Below are 17410 nucleotides of genomic sequence, written 5' to 3' on the forward strand. Positions count from 1 at the left end.
GTTCGCTGGTCTCGGGGGCGGAGCTTTCCGGGGGGTGTCACGAGCAGACCACCAGAGGACCGGATGGGAGGCCGCGATGGCTTCAGCGCAGGTGACGGGTACGACCGCGCAGCGACCCCGCGCCCGCGGAGGGGCGCGTGCACACGGGCGGGCGCGCGACTGGGCGGAGATCCAGGAGCGCATGCTCGTACCGCTCTACCAGGCCGTGTACGAGCGCCTGGAGGTCGGCGCGGCGACCAGTCTGCTCGGTCTCGGCTGCCGGTCGGGGCTGTCCCTGCTGCTGGCGGCGGAGCGAGGTGCCCAGGTGGCCGGCGAGGAGCTGGACACCGAGTTGCGCGAGCTGGCGCAGGGCCGGCGGCTGCGGGTGTCCCATCCCGGGCACCGTGACCGTTCGAGTGGCCCGTTCCCCCGCACGGCCTATTCGCTGGTGACTCTCTTCGAGCTGTGGCAGGCGCCCTTCCTCCGACCGCCCGGCGAGCCGGAGCGATCGGTGGCGCTGGCGGCGCGGCTCGCCCTCACGGGCGGGCAGGTCGTGCTGGCGGGCTGGGGCCCGCCGGAGCGCTGCGAGAGCGCCGTCGTACTGGACGTGGCCCGGCGACGGGCCGCCCCGTCGTCCGGCTGCGACCCGTTCGCACTGAGCACGCCCGGCGCACTGGAGGCGCTGCTGACCGGTGCCGGACTGCGCCCGGCGGGCGGCGGGCGGGTGAACTGCCCGTTCGCGTACCCGGATCTGGAGAGCGCGGTGCGCGGGATGCTCTCAACCGGCGTGTACGAGGCGGCGATCGACGACTCCGGCGCGGCCCTGGTGGAGAAGGAGCTGGAGGAGGCGCTGCATCCCTTCGTCCAGCCGGACGCCTCGGTGCGGATGGCCAACCTGTTCCGGTACGTGGTCGCCGAGAAGGTCCGCTGAGGCTGACGGGGGCCGCCGGCCCGCGCATCCGAGGCCGCCCGGGCGGAGCGGGTGACGTTGCGGGCCCGGCAGCACGGCACGGCGGTGAGCTCGCACGCCGGGTCGGCACCGGTCATCCCCGGTGCCGCCCGGGCGAGTTGGCCGGTATCGCACTGCGGCGGGAGCGGCACGTCCGTGGTGCGGATCCGGAGCACCGGACGGCCGGGACGGTCCGCTCTGGGCGCCGTGCCACCGCTACGACGCGGACAGCGGCTCCCACTCCTCCGCCGTCAGCGCGAAGCGTTCGTGGTCGCGCCAGGCGCCGGCCAGGAAGAGCATCCGGGGCGCGTAGCCCTCGTGCCGGAAGCCGAGGCGCTTGGCCAGCGCGATCGAGCGGTCGTTCTCCGGCTGGACGTTGATCTCCAGCCGGTGCAGCCCGAGACCGCCGGCCTCCTGCGGGGCGAAGCAGCGGTCGATCACCAGCCGCATCCCCTCGCTCATCCGGCCGGTGCCGGCGAACGGGAGGTACGAGTCGTAACCGAGCGCGCCGTTGCAGAACCGGCCCATCACGATGTTGGCCACGTTGCACTTGCCGACCAGGCCGCCGGTGTCCAGGTCCACGATCAGGAAGGTGCGCAGACCGGGCCCCTGACGCTCCAGCAGGTCCACCAGGCCGTCCGGCTCGACCGGGTTCCAGCGACCGACGTGCTCGGCCGAGCGGCGGACCGCCTCGGCGTACGGGGTCACGTCTGCGGGCTTCGGAGCACGGATCATCACTCGCACGCCCTCATCATCCGCCATCCGGACTGTCCCTGGCCAGGCAGCTCCGGGGCGGCTGTGGCAGCTGGTGCCCGCGGTTCCCTGGGCGGGCGGCGCCACGCGCTCCGGCGGCCGTGCGAGGGCGCGGGCCACCAGGCCGGTCCCCCGGCGGCTGCGATGACGTGTTCAGGGGCGCGGGGAACCACTCGGGCGACCGTGCGCCGCGATGGCGGGCCGGTCGCGCGGTTCCCCACGCCCCTGAACGGTCATCCCTTCGCCTCGAAGGGCGGGAAGCCCCCGAGGACGGAAGGTCAGAGGAGGTCCTTGAACTCCTTGGGGAGCTCGAAGTCAGCCGGTCCCTTGCCCGCGCCGAGGCCGAAGGCACCGCCCTGGTCCGGGGCGTGCTGACCGCCGAGCGCCTTGCGCTGCGCGGCGGCCGCCTCCTCCTGGGCCCGCTTCAGCGGGTTGCCGGAGCGCTTGCGGCCCTTGGCCGCCGGGGCCTTCTTGCCGGACTTCTTGGCGCCGCCACCCATGCCCGGGATGCCCGGCATGCCGGGGAGGCCCTTGCCGGAGGCCATCGCGGACATCATCTTGCGGGCGTCGAAGAAGCGCTCGACCAGGTTGTTGACCTCGCCGACCTGGACACCCGAACCCTTGGCGATACGGGCCCGCCGAGAGCCGTTGATGATCTTCGGGTCAGTGCGCTCGGCCGGCGTCATCGACTTGATGATGGCGCCGACCCGGTTGACGTCCCGGTCGTCGATGTTGTTGATCTGCTCGCGGATCTGGCCCATGCCCGGCAGCATGCCGAGCAGCTTGGAGATCGAGCCCATCTTCTGGACCTGCTCCAGCTGAGCCAGGAAGTCGTCGAGTGTGAAGTCCTTGCCGCCGCCCTGCAGCTTGGCGGCCATCTTCTCGGCCTCGGCCTGCGAGAAGGTCTGCTCGGCCTTCTCGATCAACGAGAGGACGTCGCCCATGCCCAGGATGCGCGAGGCCATCCGGTCCGGGTGGAAGGCGTCGAAGTCGTCGACCTTCTCACCGTTGGAGGCGAACATGATCTGGCGGCCGGTAACGTGGGCCACCGACAGCGCGGCACCACCGCGGGCGTCGCCGTCCAGCTTGGACAGCACCACACCGGTGAAGTCGACGCCCTCGAGGAAGGCCTGCGCGGTGGTCACCGCGTCCTGGCCGATCATCGCGTCGAGGACGAACAGCACCTCGTCCGGGTTGATCGCGGCGCGGATGTCCGCGGCCTGCTGCATCAGCTCGGCGTCGATACCGAGGCGGCCCGCGGTGTCGACGATGACGATGTCGTGCTGCTTCTGCTTGGCGTACTCGATCGAGTCGCGGGCGACCTTGACCGGGTCGCCGACGCCGTTGCCCGGCTCGGGGCCGTAGAAGGCGACCTGGGCCCGGTCCGCCACCACGCTCAGCTGGGTGACGGCGTTCGGACGCTGGAGGTCGCAGGCGACCAGCAGCGGGGTGTGCTTCTGCTTCTTCAGCCAGTGACCCAGCTTGCCCGCGAGGGTGGTCTTACCGGCACCCTGCAGACCGGCGAGCATGATCACGGTCGGGCCGGTCTTGGCGTACTGGAGCCGGCGGGTCTCGCCACCGAGGATGTTGATGAGCTCCTCGTTGACGATCTTGACGACCTGCTGGGCCGGGTTCAGCGCGCCGGAGACCTCGGCACCCAGCGCGCGGTCCTTGACCTGCTTGATGAAGGCCCGCACCACCGGCAGCGCGACATCCGCCTCGAGCAGGGCGATCCGGATCTCGCGGGCGGTGGCATCGATGTCCGCCTCGCTGAGGCGGCCCTTGCCCCTGAGGTTCTTGAACGTCGCTGCGAGGCGATCGGAGAGAGTGTCGAACACGTCGGTCGCGGGTCCCTTGCGGCATCGGTTACGGGTACTGTCGTCGCCCCCAAGGGTATCCGGCCGCCCCGGAAACGGTCTCCACCCCTTCCGCGGGCTCAGGCCGCGACGCCCTCCAGCACCTGGGTGACCAGGGCGAGATCGGCCTTCGGGATTATGATCACGTGCTGTTCGCCGCCCGCGGTCAGGTCGAGCCGGACGAACTGCCTGAGCACGGCCTTGTGCTCGGACGGCGTCACCGTGAACGGCCCCTCGACCGTGACGGTCTCCCCGGTACGGACATTGCGCCAGCGCGGCGGAACACCATCGGCCAGGTAGAGCCTGCCACCGGCAGTGTGCGCGATCTCCCCGCCCTTGCCGATCTTCAGCATCCGGACGGTGCCGAGCGTGCTGCTGGAGCAGGCCACCTCCAGGGTGGTGCCGGCCTTCAGATCGGCGAGGTCGCGCTCGGTGCTCAGCCGCCGGATCCGGACCATGTGGAGCAGCACGTCGAGGAACGTTCGGGTGCCGGCGGAGCGGCGCGTTCTGGAGGCCATGGGCGGGATTGTGGCACGCGTTCGAAAACGCCGGGTGTCGCGGGGACCAAGCCGTCACGCACCCAGCGCCTCCTGCACCTGGGCCGCCACCTCCCGGGCCCGCTCGGGCGTCAGCGGACGGCCGTCCGAGCAGGTGAGGTAGAAGGCGTCCACCGCGTCCGCGCCGAGCGTGCTGACGTGGGCGGTACGGACCACCACACCGGCCGTGTCCAGCGCCCGGCCGATCCGGTGCAGCAGGCCGGGGGCGTCGTGCGCGCGGACCTCCAGGACGGTGGCGCTGGACGAGCCGCCGGGAGCGACCGTGACCACCGGCGGCGGGGTCTTGATGCCCCGGCGGCGCGGGGCGGCGGCGTCCCGTTCGGCGAGCTTGCGGGCGACGTCCAGCGAACCGTCCAGGGCCCGGCGCAGGTCGGCCCGCAGCCGGTCGGTCTCGGGCAGCTCGCCGTACGCGGCGGCGACCTTCCAACGGATCAGCAGCACCTGGCCGACCCCGACCGGGTCCAGCATCCGCAGCGCCGCCGAGCGGACGGTCAGCCGGTGCAGCGCGAGCACCCCGGCCGCCGTGCTCAGCAGCGCCGGGCGGTCCGGGATGGCCAGGGTCAGCTCGGCGCCCATCGGCTCGGCGGCGAAGGCCTCCGGGTGCGGCTGGGCGAGCAGCGCGAGCGCCGGCTCACCCGTCCGGGCGGCCTCCACCGCCAACCGCTCCTGCTCGACGGTGGGCTCGGCGCCGGAGTCCGGGCCGGGAGCAGGGGCGTCGCCCGCGAGCTGGGCGGCCACCCGGTCCACCAGCCGGTCCACCAGTGACGCGCGCCAGCTGCTCCAGGCCGCGGGCCCGGTGGCGACCGCGTCGGCCTCGGTGAGGGCGTGCAGCAGTTCCAGGTGCGACAGGGTGCCGACCGCCTTGGTCATCAGGTCGATGGTGGCCGGATCGTCCGGGTCCCGGCGCGTGGCGGTGTCGATCAGCGTCAGATGGTGCCGGACCAGCAGGGCCAGCGTCTCGATGTCCGCCTTGTCGAAGCCCATCCGGGCCGCCACGTCCCGGACGATCACCTCGCCCGCCTCGCTGTGGTCACCGGGCCAGCCCTTGCCGAGGTCGTGCAGCAGCGCCGCGACCAGAAGCAGATCGGGCCTGGCCACCCGGCGGGTCATCGCGGCCGCCCGGACCGCCGTCTCGACCAGGTGCCGGTCGACCGTCCAGCGGTGTACGGCGTTGCGCTGCGGCCGGCAGCGGACCCGCTCCCAGTCCGGCAGCAGGCGGCCGATCAGCCCCTCCGCCTCCATCGCCTCCCAGACCGGCAGGCAGGACTCCCCCGCGCCGAGCAGGGTGGTCAGCTGCTCCCGGGCCTCGTCCGGCCAGGGCACCGGCAGCGGCCGGCACTCGGCGGCCAGCCGCCGCACGGTGGCGTACCCGACGGGGAGCCCGGCCTGCGCGGCCGCCGCGGCGGCGCGCAGCGGCAGCACCGGGTCCTGCGCCGGGCGGGCGCTCTGGGCGAGCACCACCTCCCCGTCCTGTTCGACCACGCCCTCGGCGAGCGGCCTGCGCTCCACGGCACCGCGCGCCACCGCACCGGTGCCGCGCCCGGCGCCGGTGAACGGGAAGGCCAGCCGGACGGCCCGGCGGCCCCGGCCGCCCCGCGCCGCGAGGACGCGTTCGACCGCCCGCCAGGTGACGTCGCCGGCGTAGGCCACGGTGCGGGCCGCCTCGTACACCTGGCGCAGCAGGGTGTCGGCGTCGAGCACCCCGAGCCGCTCGGCGACCTGGTCCTGGTCGTGCAGGCCGAGCCGCTCGGTGGCCCGGCCGGTGGTCAGGTGCAGTGCGTCCCGGATGTCGGCCAGCCTGGCCGCGGCCGCCTCCAGACCGTCCCTGGGGGCGTCCGCGAGCCAGCTGGCGGCGATCGCGCCCAGCGCGGTCACGTCCCGCAGTCCGCCCCTGGCCTCCTTCAGGTCGGGCTCCAGCAGGAAGGACACCTCGCCGTGCCGATCGGCCCGTTCGCGGCAGAGCCGGCGGAGTTCGGGCAGCCGTTTCGGGGCGGTGGCGCGCCAGTCGGCGAGTACGGCGGCGCGGAGCCCCGCGGTGAGCTCCGGGTCACCGGCCAGGTGGCGGGCGTCGAGCAGGCCGAGCTGTGCCTTGAGGTCCTCGGCGGCGACGGTACGGGCCTCGGTGAGGGTGCGGACCGAGTGGTCGAGCGCGGCGCCGCCGTCCCAGACCGGGTACCAGATGCGCTCGGGCAGGGCCGGGTCGAGCGAGCCCTGGTGCAGCAGCAGGACGTCCAGGTCGCTGCGCGGTGACAGTTCGCCGCGACCGTAGCCGCCGACGGCCACCAGGGCGGTCCCTGACGGGGCGCCGGACGCCTCGTACAGGCCGATGAGCCAGTCGTCGGCCAGGGCGGCGAGGGCGGCGCGGCGTTCGGCGCCGCCGGGGCCCGGCCGGGCGAGCAGCCGGGAGCGGGCGGCGGCGAAGTCGAAGGGGCCGGCCGGGCCCCCGGCGGGAGGGGTGTCAGTGTCGGTGGGTGTCACGTCGGGGTCCCCATCCGTGGTGCGGTGGTTCTGTGCCGAATCGTAGGTGCGGTGCACCGGCGGGGCGCGGGGAGCTGTGCGGGCGCGGGGAACGGCGCGAGCGGCCGGTCACACGGGTGTCCGGCCGATCGCGCGGTCCCCCGCGCCCCTGAGGAGTTGCCCGCGCCCGGCGGCTCACAGGGCGTCGGGGCCCCGTTCGCCGGTGCGGACCCGGACCGCGGTCTCGATCGGGATGCTCCAGACCTTTCCGTCCCCGATCCGGCCGGTGCGGGCGGCCTTGACCAGGACGTCGATCAGCTCGTCGGCGTCCTCGTCGGAGACCAGGACCTCGACCCTGACCTTCGGGACCAGGTCGACGGTGTACTCGGCGCCCCGGTACACCTCGGTGTGCCCGCGCTGGCGGCCGTAGCCGCTGGCCTCGGTGACGGTGAGGCCCTGGACGCCGAAGGCCTGCAGGGCGTTCTTCACCTCGTCCAGTCGGTGGGGCTTGATGACTGCGGTGATGAGCTTCATCGGGCGTCGACCTCGGTCTTCTCGGTGGGCTTCTCAGTGGTCCTGTCGGCGGTCTTCGCGGTCGGGTTCCCGGCGGGCTTCGCGGCGGGCTTCGCGGCGGGCCGCTCGGCCGCCGGGGCGGACAGCGCCCGGGCCAGGCTGGCCCCGACCGCGCTGAAGTCGTAGGCCGACTCGGCGTGTTCGGCCTGGTCGATCCCGGCGACCTCGACCTCCTCGGCGACCCGGAAGCCGATGGTCCGCTGGATCGCCTTGCCGAGCAGCCAGGAGAGCACGAAGGAGTAGACGCCGACCACGGCCACACCCATCGCCTGCTTGCCCAACTGCAGGAACCCGCCGCCGTAGAAGAGGCCCTGGGCAGTCTGCCCGACGTGGCCGGTGGCGAACAGCCCCACCGCGAGCGAGCCGACGATGCCGCCGACCGCGTGCACGCCGACCACGTCCAGCGAATCGTCGAAGCCCAGGCGGTACTTGAGGCCGATCGCGGCGGCGCAGACGGCTCCGGCGATCAGGCCGATCGCGATCGCGCCGAGCAGGGAGACCGAGCCGCAGGCCGGGGTGATGGCGACCAGACCGGCCACCGCTCCGGAGGCTGCGCCCAGCGTGGTGAACGCGCCGTGCTTGATCCGCTCGTAGGCGAGCCAGCCCAGCATCGCGGCGGCGGTGGCGACCTGCGTGTTCAGGAAGGCCATCCCGGCCACGCCGTTGGCGGCCAGCGCGGACCCGGCATTGAAGCCGAACCAGCCGAACCAGAGCAACCCGGAGCCGAGCATCACCAGCGGCAGGCTGTGCGGGCGCATCGGGTCCTTCTTGAACCCGACCCGCTTGCCCAGCACCAGACAGAGCGCAAGGCCCGCGACACCGGCGTTGATGTGCACCGCCGTACCGCCGGCGAAGTCGATCACGCCGCTGCGGTCGCCGAGCCAGCCGCCGTGGCCGTTGTCGAAGAAGAACACCCAGTGCGCGACCGGGAAGTAGACGACCGTTACCCAGAGCGCCACGAACAGCGCCCAGGCGGAGAACTTCGCTCTGTCGGCGATCGCCCCGCTGATCAGTGCCGGAGTGATCACGGCGAACATCAGCTGGAAGGCGGCGAACGCGGTGACCGGGATGGATCCGCTGAGGTCGTTCAGCCCGATGCCGCGCATGCCGAGGAAGTCGAGATTGCCGATCAGGCCGGCGCCGGCGTCGGGGCCGAACGCGAGCGAGTAGCCGTAGAGCACCCAGAGCACGCTGACGATCGCCAGCGAGATGAAGCTCATCGCCAGCATGTTGAGCGTGCTCTTGACCCTGACCATGCCTCCGTAGAAGAAGGCCAGGCCCGGTGTCATCAACATGACCAGGGCCGCACTGATGAACACGAATGCGGTGTCGCCCGCGCTGAAGCCTTCCGGCATCGGCGTCTCCTCTGCTGAAACCGCCCCCGGGATTCCTGTCCCGTGCCACCCGGGGTGTCGGCGATGAAGAGGAGAGTGCCGAAGGCTGGTTTCGGCCGATGCGGCTCGTTGTTTCACCAACGTGACGGCGTTGACGGGAGAGTTACGAGCACGTGAAATGCGGCCGCGTCACCGACAAAGCTGCGCTACCGTTCGCCCTCACACCACCGGCTGCGGCCGACGAATCACCGACCGTGGCGCCCACCGGGCTGCGGGGCGGGGGAGCCCGATCGGATGCATACCTACGGGGGCGTCCACGGTCGGAGCTGGGGGACGGTGCGGAGCACGCCGTCCTCGGATTACACCGAAGTGGTGAATTCCGGAATGTCGTGCACCACCCGCTCGGCCAGCCGGTCGACCGCGTCCAGACCCTTGTAGTTGCGCGAGGCGGCCGCCGCGGTCTTGCGCACTCGGGTGTTCAGCCGCTCGGAGCGCACTGTCCGGGCGATGTCCACGGCCTGCTCGGCCATCACCACGGCCTGCTCGGGTTCGTTCTGCAGCAGGTGGACGCTGGCCATCCCGACCAGGTTGAAGGCGTAGGAGCGGACGTGGTCCGCGTCCTGCCGGAACAGGTCCACGGCGCGCTCCATCACCGGCGCCGCCATCGAGGCGTAGAGCGGGCTGCGGGTGGAGTTGTAGGCGAGGTCGCGGAAGGAGTGCGCGTTCTCCGCATTGAGCTCCGCCTCGGAGAAGAACTTCAGCCAGTTCGGGTCGTTGTCACCCGGACGGCAGTCGCTGAAGGTGTCCTCGGCCAGTCGGGCGGCGCGGGCGCAGCGGTTGACCTCGCCGATGGTCGAGTACGCCCGGGCCTCCATCGCGTACAGCAGGGCCTGCTGGCGCGGAGTGGCGGTGTCCCGGCTGCCGTACTGGGCCAGGTGGATCAGCTCCAGGGCGTCCTCGCCGCGGTTGAGGTGGATCATCTGGCGGCTCATGTCGGTGAGGATCAGCGCGCCGAACGGCCGGTCCCCGGCCTCCTTGGCGGCGTGCAGCGCCAGCACGTAGTACTTCTGCGCGCTGGGGTGCATACCGACGTCGTACGACATCCACCCGGCCAGGTGGGCGAGTTCGGCGGTCAGCCGGAACAGCCGCTTGGTGGTGTGCTCGGGGTAGGTCTCCTGCAACAGGTCGGTGACCTCGTGGAGTTGGCCGACCACGGCCTTGCGGCGCAGCCCGCCGCCGTTCTGTGCGTCCCACTGGCGGAACATCACCGTGGTCTGCTCCAGCAGTTGGAGCTCGGGCTCGGAGAGCCGCCCGGTGTAGGGCTCGCCGCCGTTGGCAGCGGCCAGGATCGGGGTGGGAGCGCCGCTCGGACTCGGGCTGAGCCAGCGCTGCATCGGCTCGATCAGCGCGGCACCGGCGGTCAGCGCCAGCGAAGTGCCGAGGAAGCCCCGGCGGTTGAGCATCAGGTCACTGCGCGAGTACTCGCTGATCAGCTGCACCGTCTGGGCGCCGCTCCACGGCAGGTCCACCCCACCGCCGACGGTGCTCACCGGAACCACGGTGCGCAGGCCGAGATCCTCGATCGAGACCACCGAGCCGAAGCGCTCGGAGAACAGCTCCGAGAGGATCTTCGGGATCGGCTCGCGCGGCTGCTCGCCGTCCAGCCAGCGGCGCACCCGCGAGGTGTCGGTGCTGACGTGGTGGGCCCCGGTCTGACGTGCCCGGCGGTTGACCTGACGGGCCAGCTCGCCCTTGGACCAGCCACTGCGGCCGAACCAGGACGTCAGCTTCTCGTTCGGTTGCTTCTCTGCCATGGGAACGTCCCATCCCGCCCGGCCCCACAGGGCCCTTTGTCATATGACCCGACCGCCCCAATCGGCGGCACCTGCTCCGCTCCCGCCCGCTGGTGGACGGTCCGCTGCGTTCCGTACGCCGAACGTAACGCCCCTCCGCCATCCGAGGGAGCCGCAACGGGGAATCGCCACCTTTCGCCACCCCTACGAGTGAACTACTCGGCGCCGCACCGCGCTTCACTGGTAGTCGGTCCGGCCGGCCCGCGCCAATCCGCTCGCCGCCCACCCGCTCCACGGTCAACTCGCTTCTACGACATGGGCCTTGCCAGTCATGAAAGAGGACGGAGAAACCCAGTGCGACAACGACGATCCGGCATCCGGCGCTCCGGGGCAAGGCGACTCCTCGCACGGGCGACCCGAATCGGAGCACGACGTCCAGCGCGCGCCGCCGACACACAACGCACTCCACATCGGACAATCGACGCACCGTCACAGTACCGTAACCACCCGCAATCACAATCTGTTGGGGGAGGCATGGACAACCTCTTCGGCGATCTCCGATTCGGTGCCCGCCGCCGCACTCGGGCCACCGCCTTCCAGGCCGCCGCCGAGTACACCGGCCGCTGGGGATGGACGGTCGCCGTCGGTTCCGGTCGCACCCCGGCTGACGGCGGCTGCGACTGCCGGCAGCCCCACTGCGCGGCGCCCGGCCTGCACACCGCCGTCGGTCCGGAGCACACCGTCAGCCCCCGCCCGGAGGCCGGGCCGCCCGCCGCCGAACTGCGCGCGCTCTGGGCCTCCGACGCGGCCGTACTGCTCCCGGCCGGGCGCTCCTTCGACGTCCTGGACGTCCCCGCGCAGCCCGGTCTGCAGGCCCTGGTCCGGCTGGAGCGGATGGGCACCCAGGTCGGCCCGGTGCTCGCGCTGCCGACCGGGCGGCTGCTCTTCTTCGTCGCGGTGGGCACCGCGCAGCGGCTGCCCGAGCTGCTGTACCGGATGGGGTGGGACGACGCCTCCCTCGACCTGGCCTGCCACGGCGAGGGCAGCTGGATCGCCGCGCCGCCCAGTGTGTTCGGGTCGCTCGGGCCGGTCCGCTGGCTGCGCCGCCCCTCCCGCGACAGCGCCGGCTGCCCCCCGGAGGCCCGCCTCCTGCTCGGCACCCTCGCCTACGCCTGCCACCGCAGCCGCGAGCGCTCCGCCGAACCGGCCTGGCTCGCCTCCTGAGGAGCTGCCGGGTCCCCCGCGTCCCGGCCGGTGCGCGAGAGGGCCCGCCCCTCTGCGGAGCGGACCCTCGATGCGGCGGTGTCGGCGGTGATCAGTCCCCGATCAGGGCGTCCACGAAGGCGCCCGGCTCGAACGGCGCCAGGTCGTCCGCACCCTCGCCGAGCCCGATCAGCTTGACCGGTACGCCCAGCTCGCGCTGGACGGCGACCACGATGCCGCCCTTGGCGGTTCCGTCCAGCTTGGTGAGCACGATGCCGGTGATGTCCACGACCTCGGCGAAGACCCGGGCCTGGACCAGGCCGTTCTGGCCGGTGGTGGCGTCGAGCACCAGCAGCACCTCGTCCACCGGACCGTGCTTCTCCACGACCCGCTTGACCTTGCCCAGCTCGTCCATCAGACCGGTCTTGGTGTGCAGCCGGCCGGCGGTGTCGATCAGGACGGTGTCGGCCTGCTCGGCGATGCCCTCCTTGACCGCGTCGAAGGCGACCGAGGCGGGGTCGCCGCCCTCGGGCCCGCGCACGGTCCGCGCGCCTACCCGCTCGCCCCAGGTCTGCAGCTGGTCGGCGGCGGCGGCACGGAAGGTGTCGGCCGCGCCGAGCACGACCTTGCGGCCGTCCGCGACCAACACCCGGCCCAGCTTGCCCGAGGTGGTGGTCTTGCCGACGCCGTTGACGCCGACCACCAGGACGACGGCCGGGCGGCCGGCCTCGTGCTTGGCGGTCTTCAGCGAACGGTCCGCGTCCACGCCGATCAGCGCGACCAGTTCCTCGCGCAGCAGCCCACGCAGTTCGTCGGGCGTCCGGGTGCCGAGCACCTTGACCCGGGTGCGCAGCTTGTCCACCAGCTCCTGGGTGGGCGCGACGCCCACGTCGGCGGTGAGCAGGGTCTCCTCGATCTCCTCCCAGGTGTCCTCGTCCAGCCGCTCCCGGGAGAGCAGCGTGAGCAGGCCCTTGCCCAGCGAGTTCTGCGAACGGGAGAGCCGGGAGCGCAGCCGGACCAGACGGCCGGCGGTGGGCTCGGGGATCTCGATGGCCGGGGCCGCCTCGGCGGCCTCCGGGAGCTCGACCTCCGCTACGGTCTCGGCCGCCTCGACGGGCTCCACCACCGACGGCGCACCCGGTTCGGCCTCGGGTTCGACCTTCGCCTCGGCCTCGGCTTCGGCCGTCGGTACGGCCTTCGGCTCGGCCGGCTTGGTGATGACGGGCGCCCCGGCCTGGGGAGGCAGCTGCTTCTTCCGTCTGCCGCTGACGACGAGTCCCGCGATCGCGCCGATGGCGATCACGGCGATGACGACGGCAAGGATCACGTATTCCACATAGATCTCCCTTGCTGGCTCCCCCGGCCGGGCGGCCGGGGGGTTCAGTGATCCTTCGGTCGGCAAGGCGCATGGCGCTGCCGCTCCACTGCTGCGCCCCGGCCGGGCCGACGGGGACCTGCCGGGACCTGGCCGCGGTGAGACCACCGCGGCCGAGTGAGAAGCCCCCTCATCGGTGAGGGGGAGGATTCACAACCTTTCCAGTATCCGCGACGGGCCCGTGATACCGGCAGAAGCACCGGTGTCCGGATCGCCGGATCAGTTCGGCGATCCGCCCTCCGCCCACCGGGGTACCGGATCAGTCGGCCGGCTCGCCGGAGGGTCGCCCGGCCTGCAGCCCGTCCTCCGCCCGCCGGGGCGCCGGGGTGCGCCGGCGCTCACGGTGCTCGTCGCGCAGGCGCTGGCTGATCACCTGCGAGATCCCGTCGCCCTTCATCGTCACGCCGTACAGCGCGTCGGCCGACTCCATGGTCAACTTCTGGTGGGTGATCACGATCAGCTGCGAGCTCTCCCGCAGCTCTTCCATGATCGCGATCAGCCGCCGCAGGTTGGTCTCGTCCAGTGCCGCCTCGACCTCGTCCATCACGTAGAACGGGCTCGGCCGCGCCTTGAAGATGGCGACCAGCAGCGCCACCGCGGTCAGTGAGCGCTCACCGCCGGAGAGCAGCGAGAGCCGCTTGACCTTCTTGCCCGGCGGCCTGGCCTCCACCTCCACTCCGGTGGCGAGCATGTTCTCCGGGTCGGTGAGCAGCAACCGTCCCTCCCCGCCGGGGAAGAGCCGGGAGAACACCCCTTCGAACTGGGCCGCGGTGTCCTGGTAGGCCGAGGTGAACAGCTGCTCCACCCTGGCATCCACGTCCCGGACGATGTCCAGCAGATCACGGCGGCTCTTCTTGAGGTCGTCCAACTGCTCGCCCAGGAACCGGTGCCGCTCCTCCAGTGCCGCGAACTCCTCCAGCGCCAGCGGGTTCACCTTGCCGAGCTGCTGGTAGGCCCGCTCGGCCGCCCTGAGCCTGTGCTCCTGCTCGGTCCGGTCGTAGGGCCTGGGCTCACCGGGCTCACCGCCGTCTTCCGGCAGGGCCGGCGGCACCGGCTGGTCCGGCCCGTAGCCGGCGAGCAGTTCACCGCCCTCGATGCCGAACTCCTCCAGCGCCCTGGTCTCCAGCTGCTCGATCCGCAGCCGCTTCTCCGCTCGCAGCACCTCGTCGCGGTGTCCGGCGTCCACCAACCGGTCCAGCTCGGCCTTGAGTTCCCGGCCCTTCTCCCGGCCGGCCCGCAGCTGGCTCTCCCGCTCGGCACGGGCCGCCTCGACCTCCACCCGCTCGGCCTCGGCCCGCACAAGCGCCCCCTCCAGCCACGCCAGCAGCTGCCGGGCCCCGGCGGCGACGGCGGTGGCGACCGCCGCCTCGTGCCGGGCCCGCTCCCGGCGCTCGGCGGCCCGCGCCCTGGCCTCGCGCTCCGCGTGTGCCGCGCGGTCGAGCCGGTCCGCCCGGCCGGCCAGGTTGCGGACCCGCTCCTCGTGCGTACGGAGCGAGAGCCTGGCCTCGAGTTCGGCCTGCCGGGCCGAGACGGCTTCAGCCGCCAGCCGGTCACGCCGGGTGCTGTCCGGCTCGTCCTCACCCGAGGAGGCCGACTCCTCGGCCACGGCCAGGCGTTCGGCCAGTTCCTCGGCCGCCGCCAGCGCCTGGGACAGCCCCTCCTCGGCCGTGGCCACCGCCGCCGCCAGCCGCTCGGCCTCGCCCACCGCCGCCTTGGCCTGCCCGCCGAGCCGTCCGAGCACTCCGGCGGTCCGCGCCTGCTCCTTCTCGGCCTGTCGCCGCCGTACCGACAGCTGCTCGACCTCGCCGGCCAGCGTTCGCCGCCGCTCCTCGGCGGGTGCCAGCAGCTCGTTCAACTCGGCGCAGCGCCGGTCGAGCTCACCGAGCTGCTCGGCCGCCCCGGCGACCGCCGCCCGGGTCTCCAGCAGGCTCGGCGCACCCGCCGAACCACCCTGCGCGAAGCCGGTGCCGAGCAGATCGCCCTCGGTTGTGATCGCGGTCAGCTCCGGCCTCTCCATGACCAGTTGCCGCGCCTCGTCCAGATCCGCGACGATAACCGAGCCGGCCAGCAGCATCTCGACGGCGGCTCGCAGCTCGCTCGGCGCGTCCACCAACTCGGCCGCCCAGCGCGCGCCCTGCGGCAGCTCGCCGTGCCGGTACGGCTCGGCGGCGGGATTCGCGATCAGTAGTGCGGCCCGGCCGGTGTCCCGCGTGCGCAGCAGTCGCAGCGCCTGAGCGGCGGTCTCCAGACCGTCCACCGCGACCGCGTCCGCCGCCGCGCCGAGCGCCGCCGCCAGCGCCGCCTCGCACCCGGGCGTGACCCGCAGCAACTGCGCCACCGGTCCCAGCAGTCCGGCCGGCCGGTCCCCGGCGGCGAGCAGTGCGGCACTGCCGTCCTGGCGGCGAAGGCCCAGCGCCAGCGTCTCGTGCCGCGCGGCCAGCCCGGCCCGTTCGCGCTCGGCCAGGCCCAGGGCCTCGCGTACGGTGGCCAGTTCGCGCTCGGACTCGGCCAGCGCCTCCCCCGCCCGCCGGTGCGCGGCGTCCAGGTCCGCGTCCCCTTCCGCCTGGCCGTCGACCTGCTGCCGGAGCTGCCGGTACTCCTGCTCGGCGGCCTCGGCGCGCAGCAGCGCCGCGTCCCTGGCCTCGGTCAGCCGTCCGATCTCGGCCTGCGCGCCGGCCGCCCGGGAGCGGGCCGCGGCCGCCTGGCCCTGCAGCCGGGCCAGCCCCTCCCGCCGGTCGGCGAGGGCGCGCGCGGCGGCCTTCAACCGCCTTTCCTCCGCCGCGAGTTCACCTTCCAGCTCGGACTTGCGCTCGAGCGCCTCGGCCAGTGCGTACCGCGCCTGCTCCTGCGCCTCGGCGAGTGCGGCCTCCTCCTCGCGGACCCCGGCGGCCTCCCGCTCCAGTTCCTCGGGGTCGCGGCCGCGCCGCTCCTCTCCCGGACCACCGTCCGAGACCGCATGTCGTACCCGCGCCTCGGCCAGCCCGATGGTGCCCCGGGTGCGTTCGGCGAGCGCGGAGAGCCGGTACCAGGTCTGCCGTGCGGCCTCCAGCTGCGGGCCGAGCTGCTCGACCTGCGCCTCCAGTACGGCCTCGCGCTGCTGGGCCCTGACCAGTTCCTGCTCGACGGTGGACCGGCGCAGCCCCAGCGCCAACTCGTCGGCGACCTCGGCCTCGACGGCGCGGCGCAGGGTGAGCAGGTCGTCGGCGAGCAGCCGCAGCCTGGCGTCGCGCAGCTCGGCCTGGATCCCGGCGGCCCGGCGGGCGATCTTCGCCTGTCGGCCCAACGGCCCCAGCTGGCGGCGGAGTTCGGCGACGAGGTCCTGCACCCGGTTGAGGTTGCCCTGCATCGCGTCCAGCTTCCGCAGCGCCTTCTCCTTGCGCTTGCGGTGCTTGAGCACCCCGGCCGCCTCCTCGATGAAGGCCCGTCGGCCCATCGGGTCGGCGTGCAGCACGGAGTCCAACTGCCCCTGCCCGACGATGACGTGCATCTCCCGGCCGATGCCGGAGTCGGAGAGCAGTTCCTGGATGTCCAGCAGCCGGCAGACGCTGCCGTTCAGCGCGTACTCGCTGCCGCCGTTGCGGAACATCGTCCGGGTGATGGTGACTTCGGAATAGTCGATCGGCAGTGCACCGTCGGTGTTGTCGATGGTGAGGCTGACCTCGGCCCGGCCGAGCGGCGCGCGTCCGCCGGCCCCGGCGAAGATGACGTCCTCCATCTTTCCGCCGCGCAGCGACTTCGCCCCCTGCTCCCCCATCACCCAGGAGAGCGCGTCCACCACATTGGACTTGCCGGAGCCGTTCGGGCCGACCACGCAGGTGATGCCCGGTTCGAAGCGCAGGGTGGTGGCCGAGGCGAAGGACTTGAACCCGCGCAGCGTCAGACTCTTCAGGTGCACGCGCCTTCCTCCTGGCCTCGGCAGATGCCCGCCGGCCGACTGTATCCGGCCGGGCACGCACCAAGCCGCCGAACGGCGGTTTGACCACGCCGGAGGAAGGGCAGCCTCCCCTCGACGGAGCGTCCGCACCGGGACGCTCCTCGGGGCATCGGTCCTCGGGTACGACGAAGGGACGCCACCCGGGCGTCCCTCGGAAGCTGCGTCCCATATACGGCAACCTCCGCGTACACGGGAAGCTCAGAGTGCGCAGCAGCGTCGATCGGTGAGGATCGGGTCAGGATCAGGTGAGCGCGGGCTCCCGCTGATCCAGATCGATGCTGCTGAGCAGCGAGTGCTCGTCAGCGACAGCGGTGAGTGCGGCGTTCTCTTCCTGTACCCGGGCCAACTCGGCCTCCAGGTCTTGAACGCGCTGCTGCAGCCGTCGCATCTCGGAGAGCATTCGCGGGTCGGGACCGCCGACGTACCCGAGAAGCGCCTTTGCCATGATGAATGGTCCTCCACGCTGAGTGACCGAACCGAAACGGTTTGGGTCTAGGGGGAAGGGGGGTACGCACCCGTCAGCGCACCGGAAGTGCCGACCGGGCACTGCCGGAATGCCGTCATGAACTGCGCCCATGAAAACATGACCCTGCTGGGAGTACGCAGACTGGTGCGCGGGCTTTCAGCGTCTCACCAAAGACCGTACG

12 protein-coding genes are annotated in these 17410 nt (G+C 72.7%); 2 read left to right on the forward strand and 10 right to left on the reverse strand.

What is annotated here, in order from left to right; genetic code table 11:
- Positions 1 to 76: 76 nt before the first annotated feature.
- Positions 77 to 910: a class I SAM-dependent methyltransferase gene (locus tag ABD369_RS30570; protein WP_344639824.1), complete on the forward strand. Its 834-nt coding sequence runs from the start codon at positions 77 to 79 to the stop codon at positions 908 to 910.
- Positions 911 to 1144: 234 nt separating this feature from the next.
- Here ABD369_RS30570 and ABD369_RS30575 read toward each other — a convergent pair whose 3' ends face one another.
- The 7 genes from ABD369_RS30575 to nsdA form a co-directional block, all read right to left on the reverse strand.
- Positions 1145 to 1690 (reverse strand): GNAT family N-acetyltransferase, encoded by a 546-nt coding sequence (locus ABD369_RS30575; RefSeq protein ID WP_344639825.1) that lies wholly within the window; start codon positions 1688 to 1690, stop codon positions 1145 to 1147.
- Between the two features lie 269 nt (positions 1691 to 1959).
- Positions 1960 to 3519, reverse strand: coding sequence for a signal recognition particle protein (gene ffh / locus ABD369_RS30580; RefSeq protein ID WP_344639826.1), 1560 nt, complete (start codon positions 3517 to 3519; stop codon positions 1960 to 1962).
- A 98-nt stretch (positions 3520 to 3617) separates the two neighbouring features.
- Positions 3618 to 4055: a hypothetical protein gene (locus ABD369_RS30585; protein ID WP_344639827.1), complete on the reverse strand. Its 438-nt coding sequence runs from the start codon at positions 4053 to 4055 to the stop codon at positions 3618 to 3620.
- A 54-nt stretch (positions 4056 to 4109) separates the two neighbouring features.
- Entirely contained in the window at positions 4110 to 6572 is a 2463-nt protein-coding gene (locus ABD369_RS30590) for a [protein-PII] uridylyltransferase (protein ID WP_344639828.1), read from the reverse strand.
- Between the two features lie 174 nt (positions 6573 to 6746).
- The gene (locus ABD369_RS30595) at positions 6747 to 7085 is read right to left on the reverse strand and encodes a P-II family nitrogen regulator (RefSeq protein ID WP_344639829.1); all 339 of its coding nucleotides are present in this window, start codon (positions 7083 to 7085) and stop codon (positions 6747 to 6749) included.
- Entirely contained in the window at positions 7082 to 8479 is a 1398-nt protein-coding gene (locus ABD369_RS30600; RefSeq protein WP_344639830.1) for an ammonium transporter, read from the reverse strand. Before ABD369_RS30600 ends, ABD369_RS30595 begins: the two co-directional genes overlap by 4 nt.
- 338 nt (positions 8480 to 8817) lie before the next feature.
- Positions 8818 to 10272 (reverse strand): transcriptional repressor NsdA, encoded by a 1455-nt coding sequence (nsdA, locus tag ABD369_RS30605; RefSeq protein WP_344639831.1) that lies wholly within the window; start codon positions 10270 to 10272, stop codon positions 8818 to 8820.
- A 513-nt stretch (positions 10273 to 10785) separates the two neighbouring features.
- Between nsdA and ABD369_RS30610 the strand changes: the two genes are divergently transcribed.
- The gene (locus ABD369_RS30610) at positions 10786 to 11475 is read left to right on the forward strand and encodes a bifunctional DNA primase/polymerase (RefSeq protein WP_344639832.1); all 690 of its coding nucleotides are present in this window, start codon (positions 10786 to 10788) and stop codon (positions 11473 to 11475) included.
- A 91-nt stretch (positions 11476 to 11566) separates the two neighbouring features.
- On the opposite strand, the gene ftsY is transcribed toward ABD369_RS30610, so the two are convergent.
- The 3 genes from ftsY to ABD369_RS30625 form a co-directional block, all read right to left on the reverse strand.
- The gene (gene ftsY, locus ABD369_RS30615) at positions 11567 to 12790 is read right to left on the reverse strand and encodes a signal recognition particle-docking protein FtsY (protein WP_344639833.1); all 1224 of its coding nucleotides are present in this window, start codon (positions 12788 to 12790) and stop codon (positions 11567 to 11569) included.
- Positions 12791 to 13088: 298 nt separating this feature from the next.
- Positions 13089 to 16724, reverse strand: coding sequence for a chromosome segregation protein SMC (gene smc, locus ABD369_RS30620; protein ID WP_344639834.1), 3636 nt, complete (start codon positions 16722 to 16724; stop codon positions 13089 to 13091).
- Positions 16725 to 17004: 280 nt separating this feature from the next.
- Positions 17005 to 17208: a hypothetical protein gene (locus tag ABD369_RS30625; RefSeq protein WP_344639835.1), complete on the reverse strand. Its 204-nt coding sequence runs from the start codon at positions 17206 to 17208 to the stop codon at positions 17005 to 17007.
- Positions 17209 to 17410: the final 202 nt, after the last annotated feature.

It is taken from the genome of Kitasatospora cystarginea, assembly GCF_039533515.1.
Lineage (GTDB): Bacteria > Actinomycetota > Actinomycetes > Streptomycetales > Streptomycetaceae > Kitasatospora > Kitasatospora cystarginea.

Coding starts and splice junctions, on each gene's coding strand:
- ABD369_RS30575 (WP_344639825.1), bottom strand. CDS start 1,690: ATGGCGGATGATGAGGGCGTGCGAGTGATGATCCGTGCTCCGAAGCCC.
- ABD369_RS30625 (WP_344639835.1), bottom strand. CDS start 17,208: ATGGCAAAGGCGCTTCTCGGGTACGTCGGCGGTCCCGACCCGCGAATG.
- ABD369_RS30570 (WP_344639824.1), top strand. CDS start 77: ATGGCTTCAGCGCAGGTGACGGGTACGACCGCGCAGCGACCCCGCGCC.
- ABD369_RS30595 (WP_344639829.1), bottom strand. CDS start 7,085: ATGAAGCTCATCACCGCAGTCATCAAGCCCCACCGACTGGACGAGGTG.
- ABD369_RS30610 (WP_344639832.1), top strand. CDS start 10,786: ATGGACAACCTCTTCGGCGATCTCCGATTCGGTGCCCGCCGCCGCACT.
- ABD369_RS30600 (WP_344639830.1), bottom strand. CDS start 8,479: ATGCCGGAAGGCTTCAGCGCGGGCGACACCGCATTCGTGTTCATCAGT.
- ABD369_RS30585 (WP_344639827.1), bottom strand. CDS start 4,055: ATGGCCTCCAGAACGCGCCGCTCCGCCGGCACCCGAACGTTCCTCGAC.
- nsdA (WP_344639831.1), bottom strand. CDS start 10,272: ATGGCAGAGAAGCAACCGAACGAGAAGCTGACGTCCTGGTTCGGCCGC.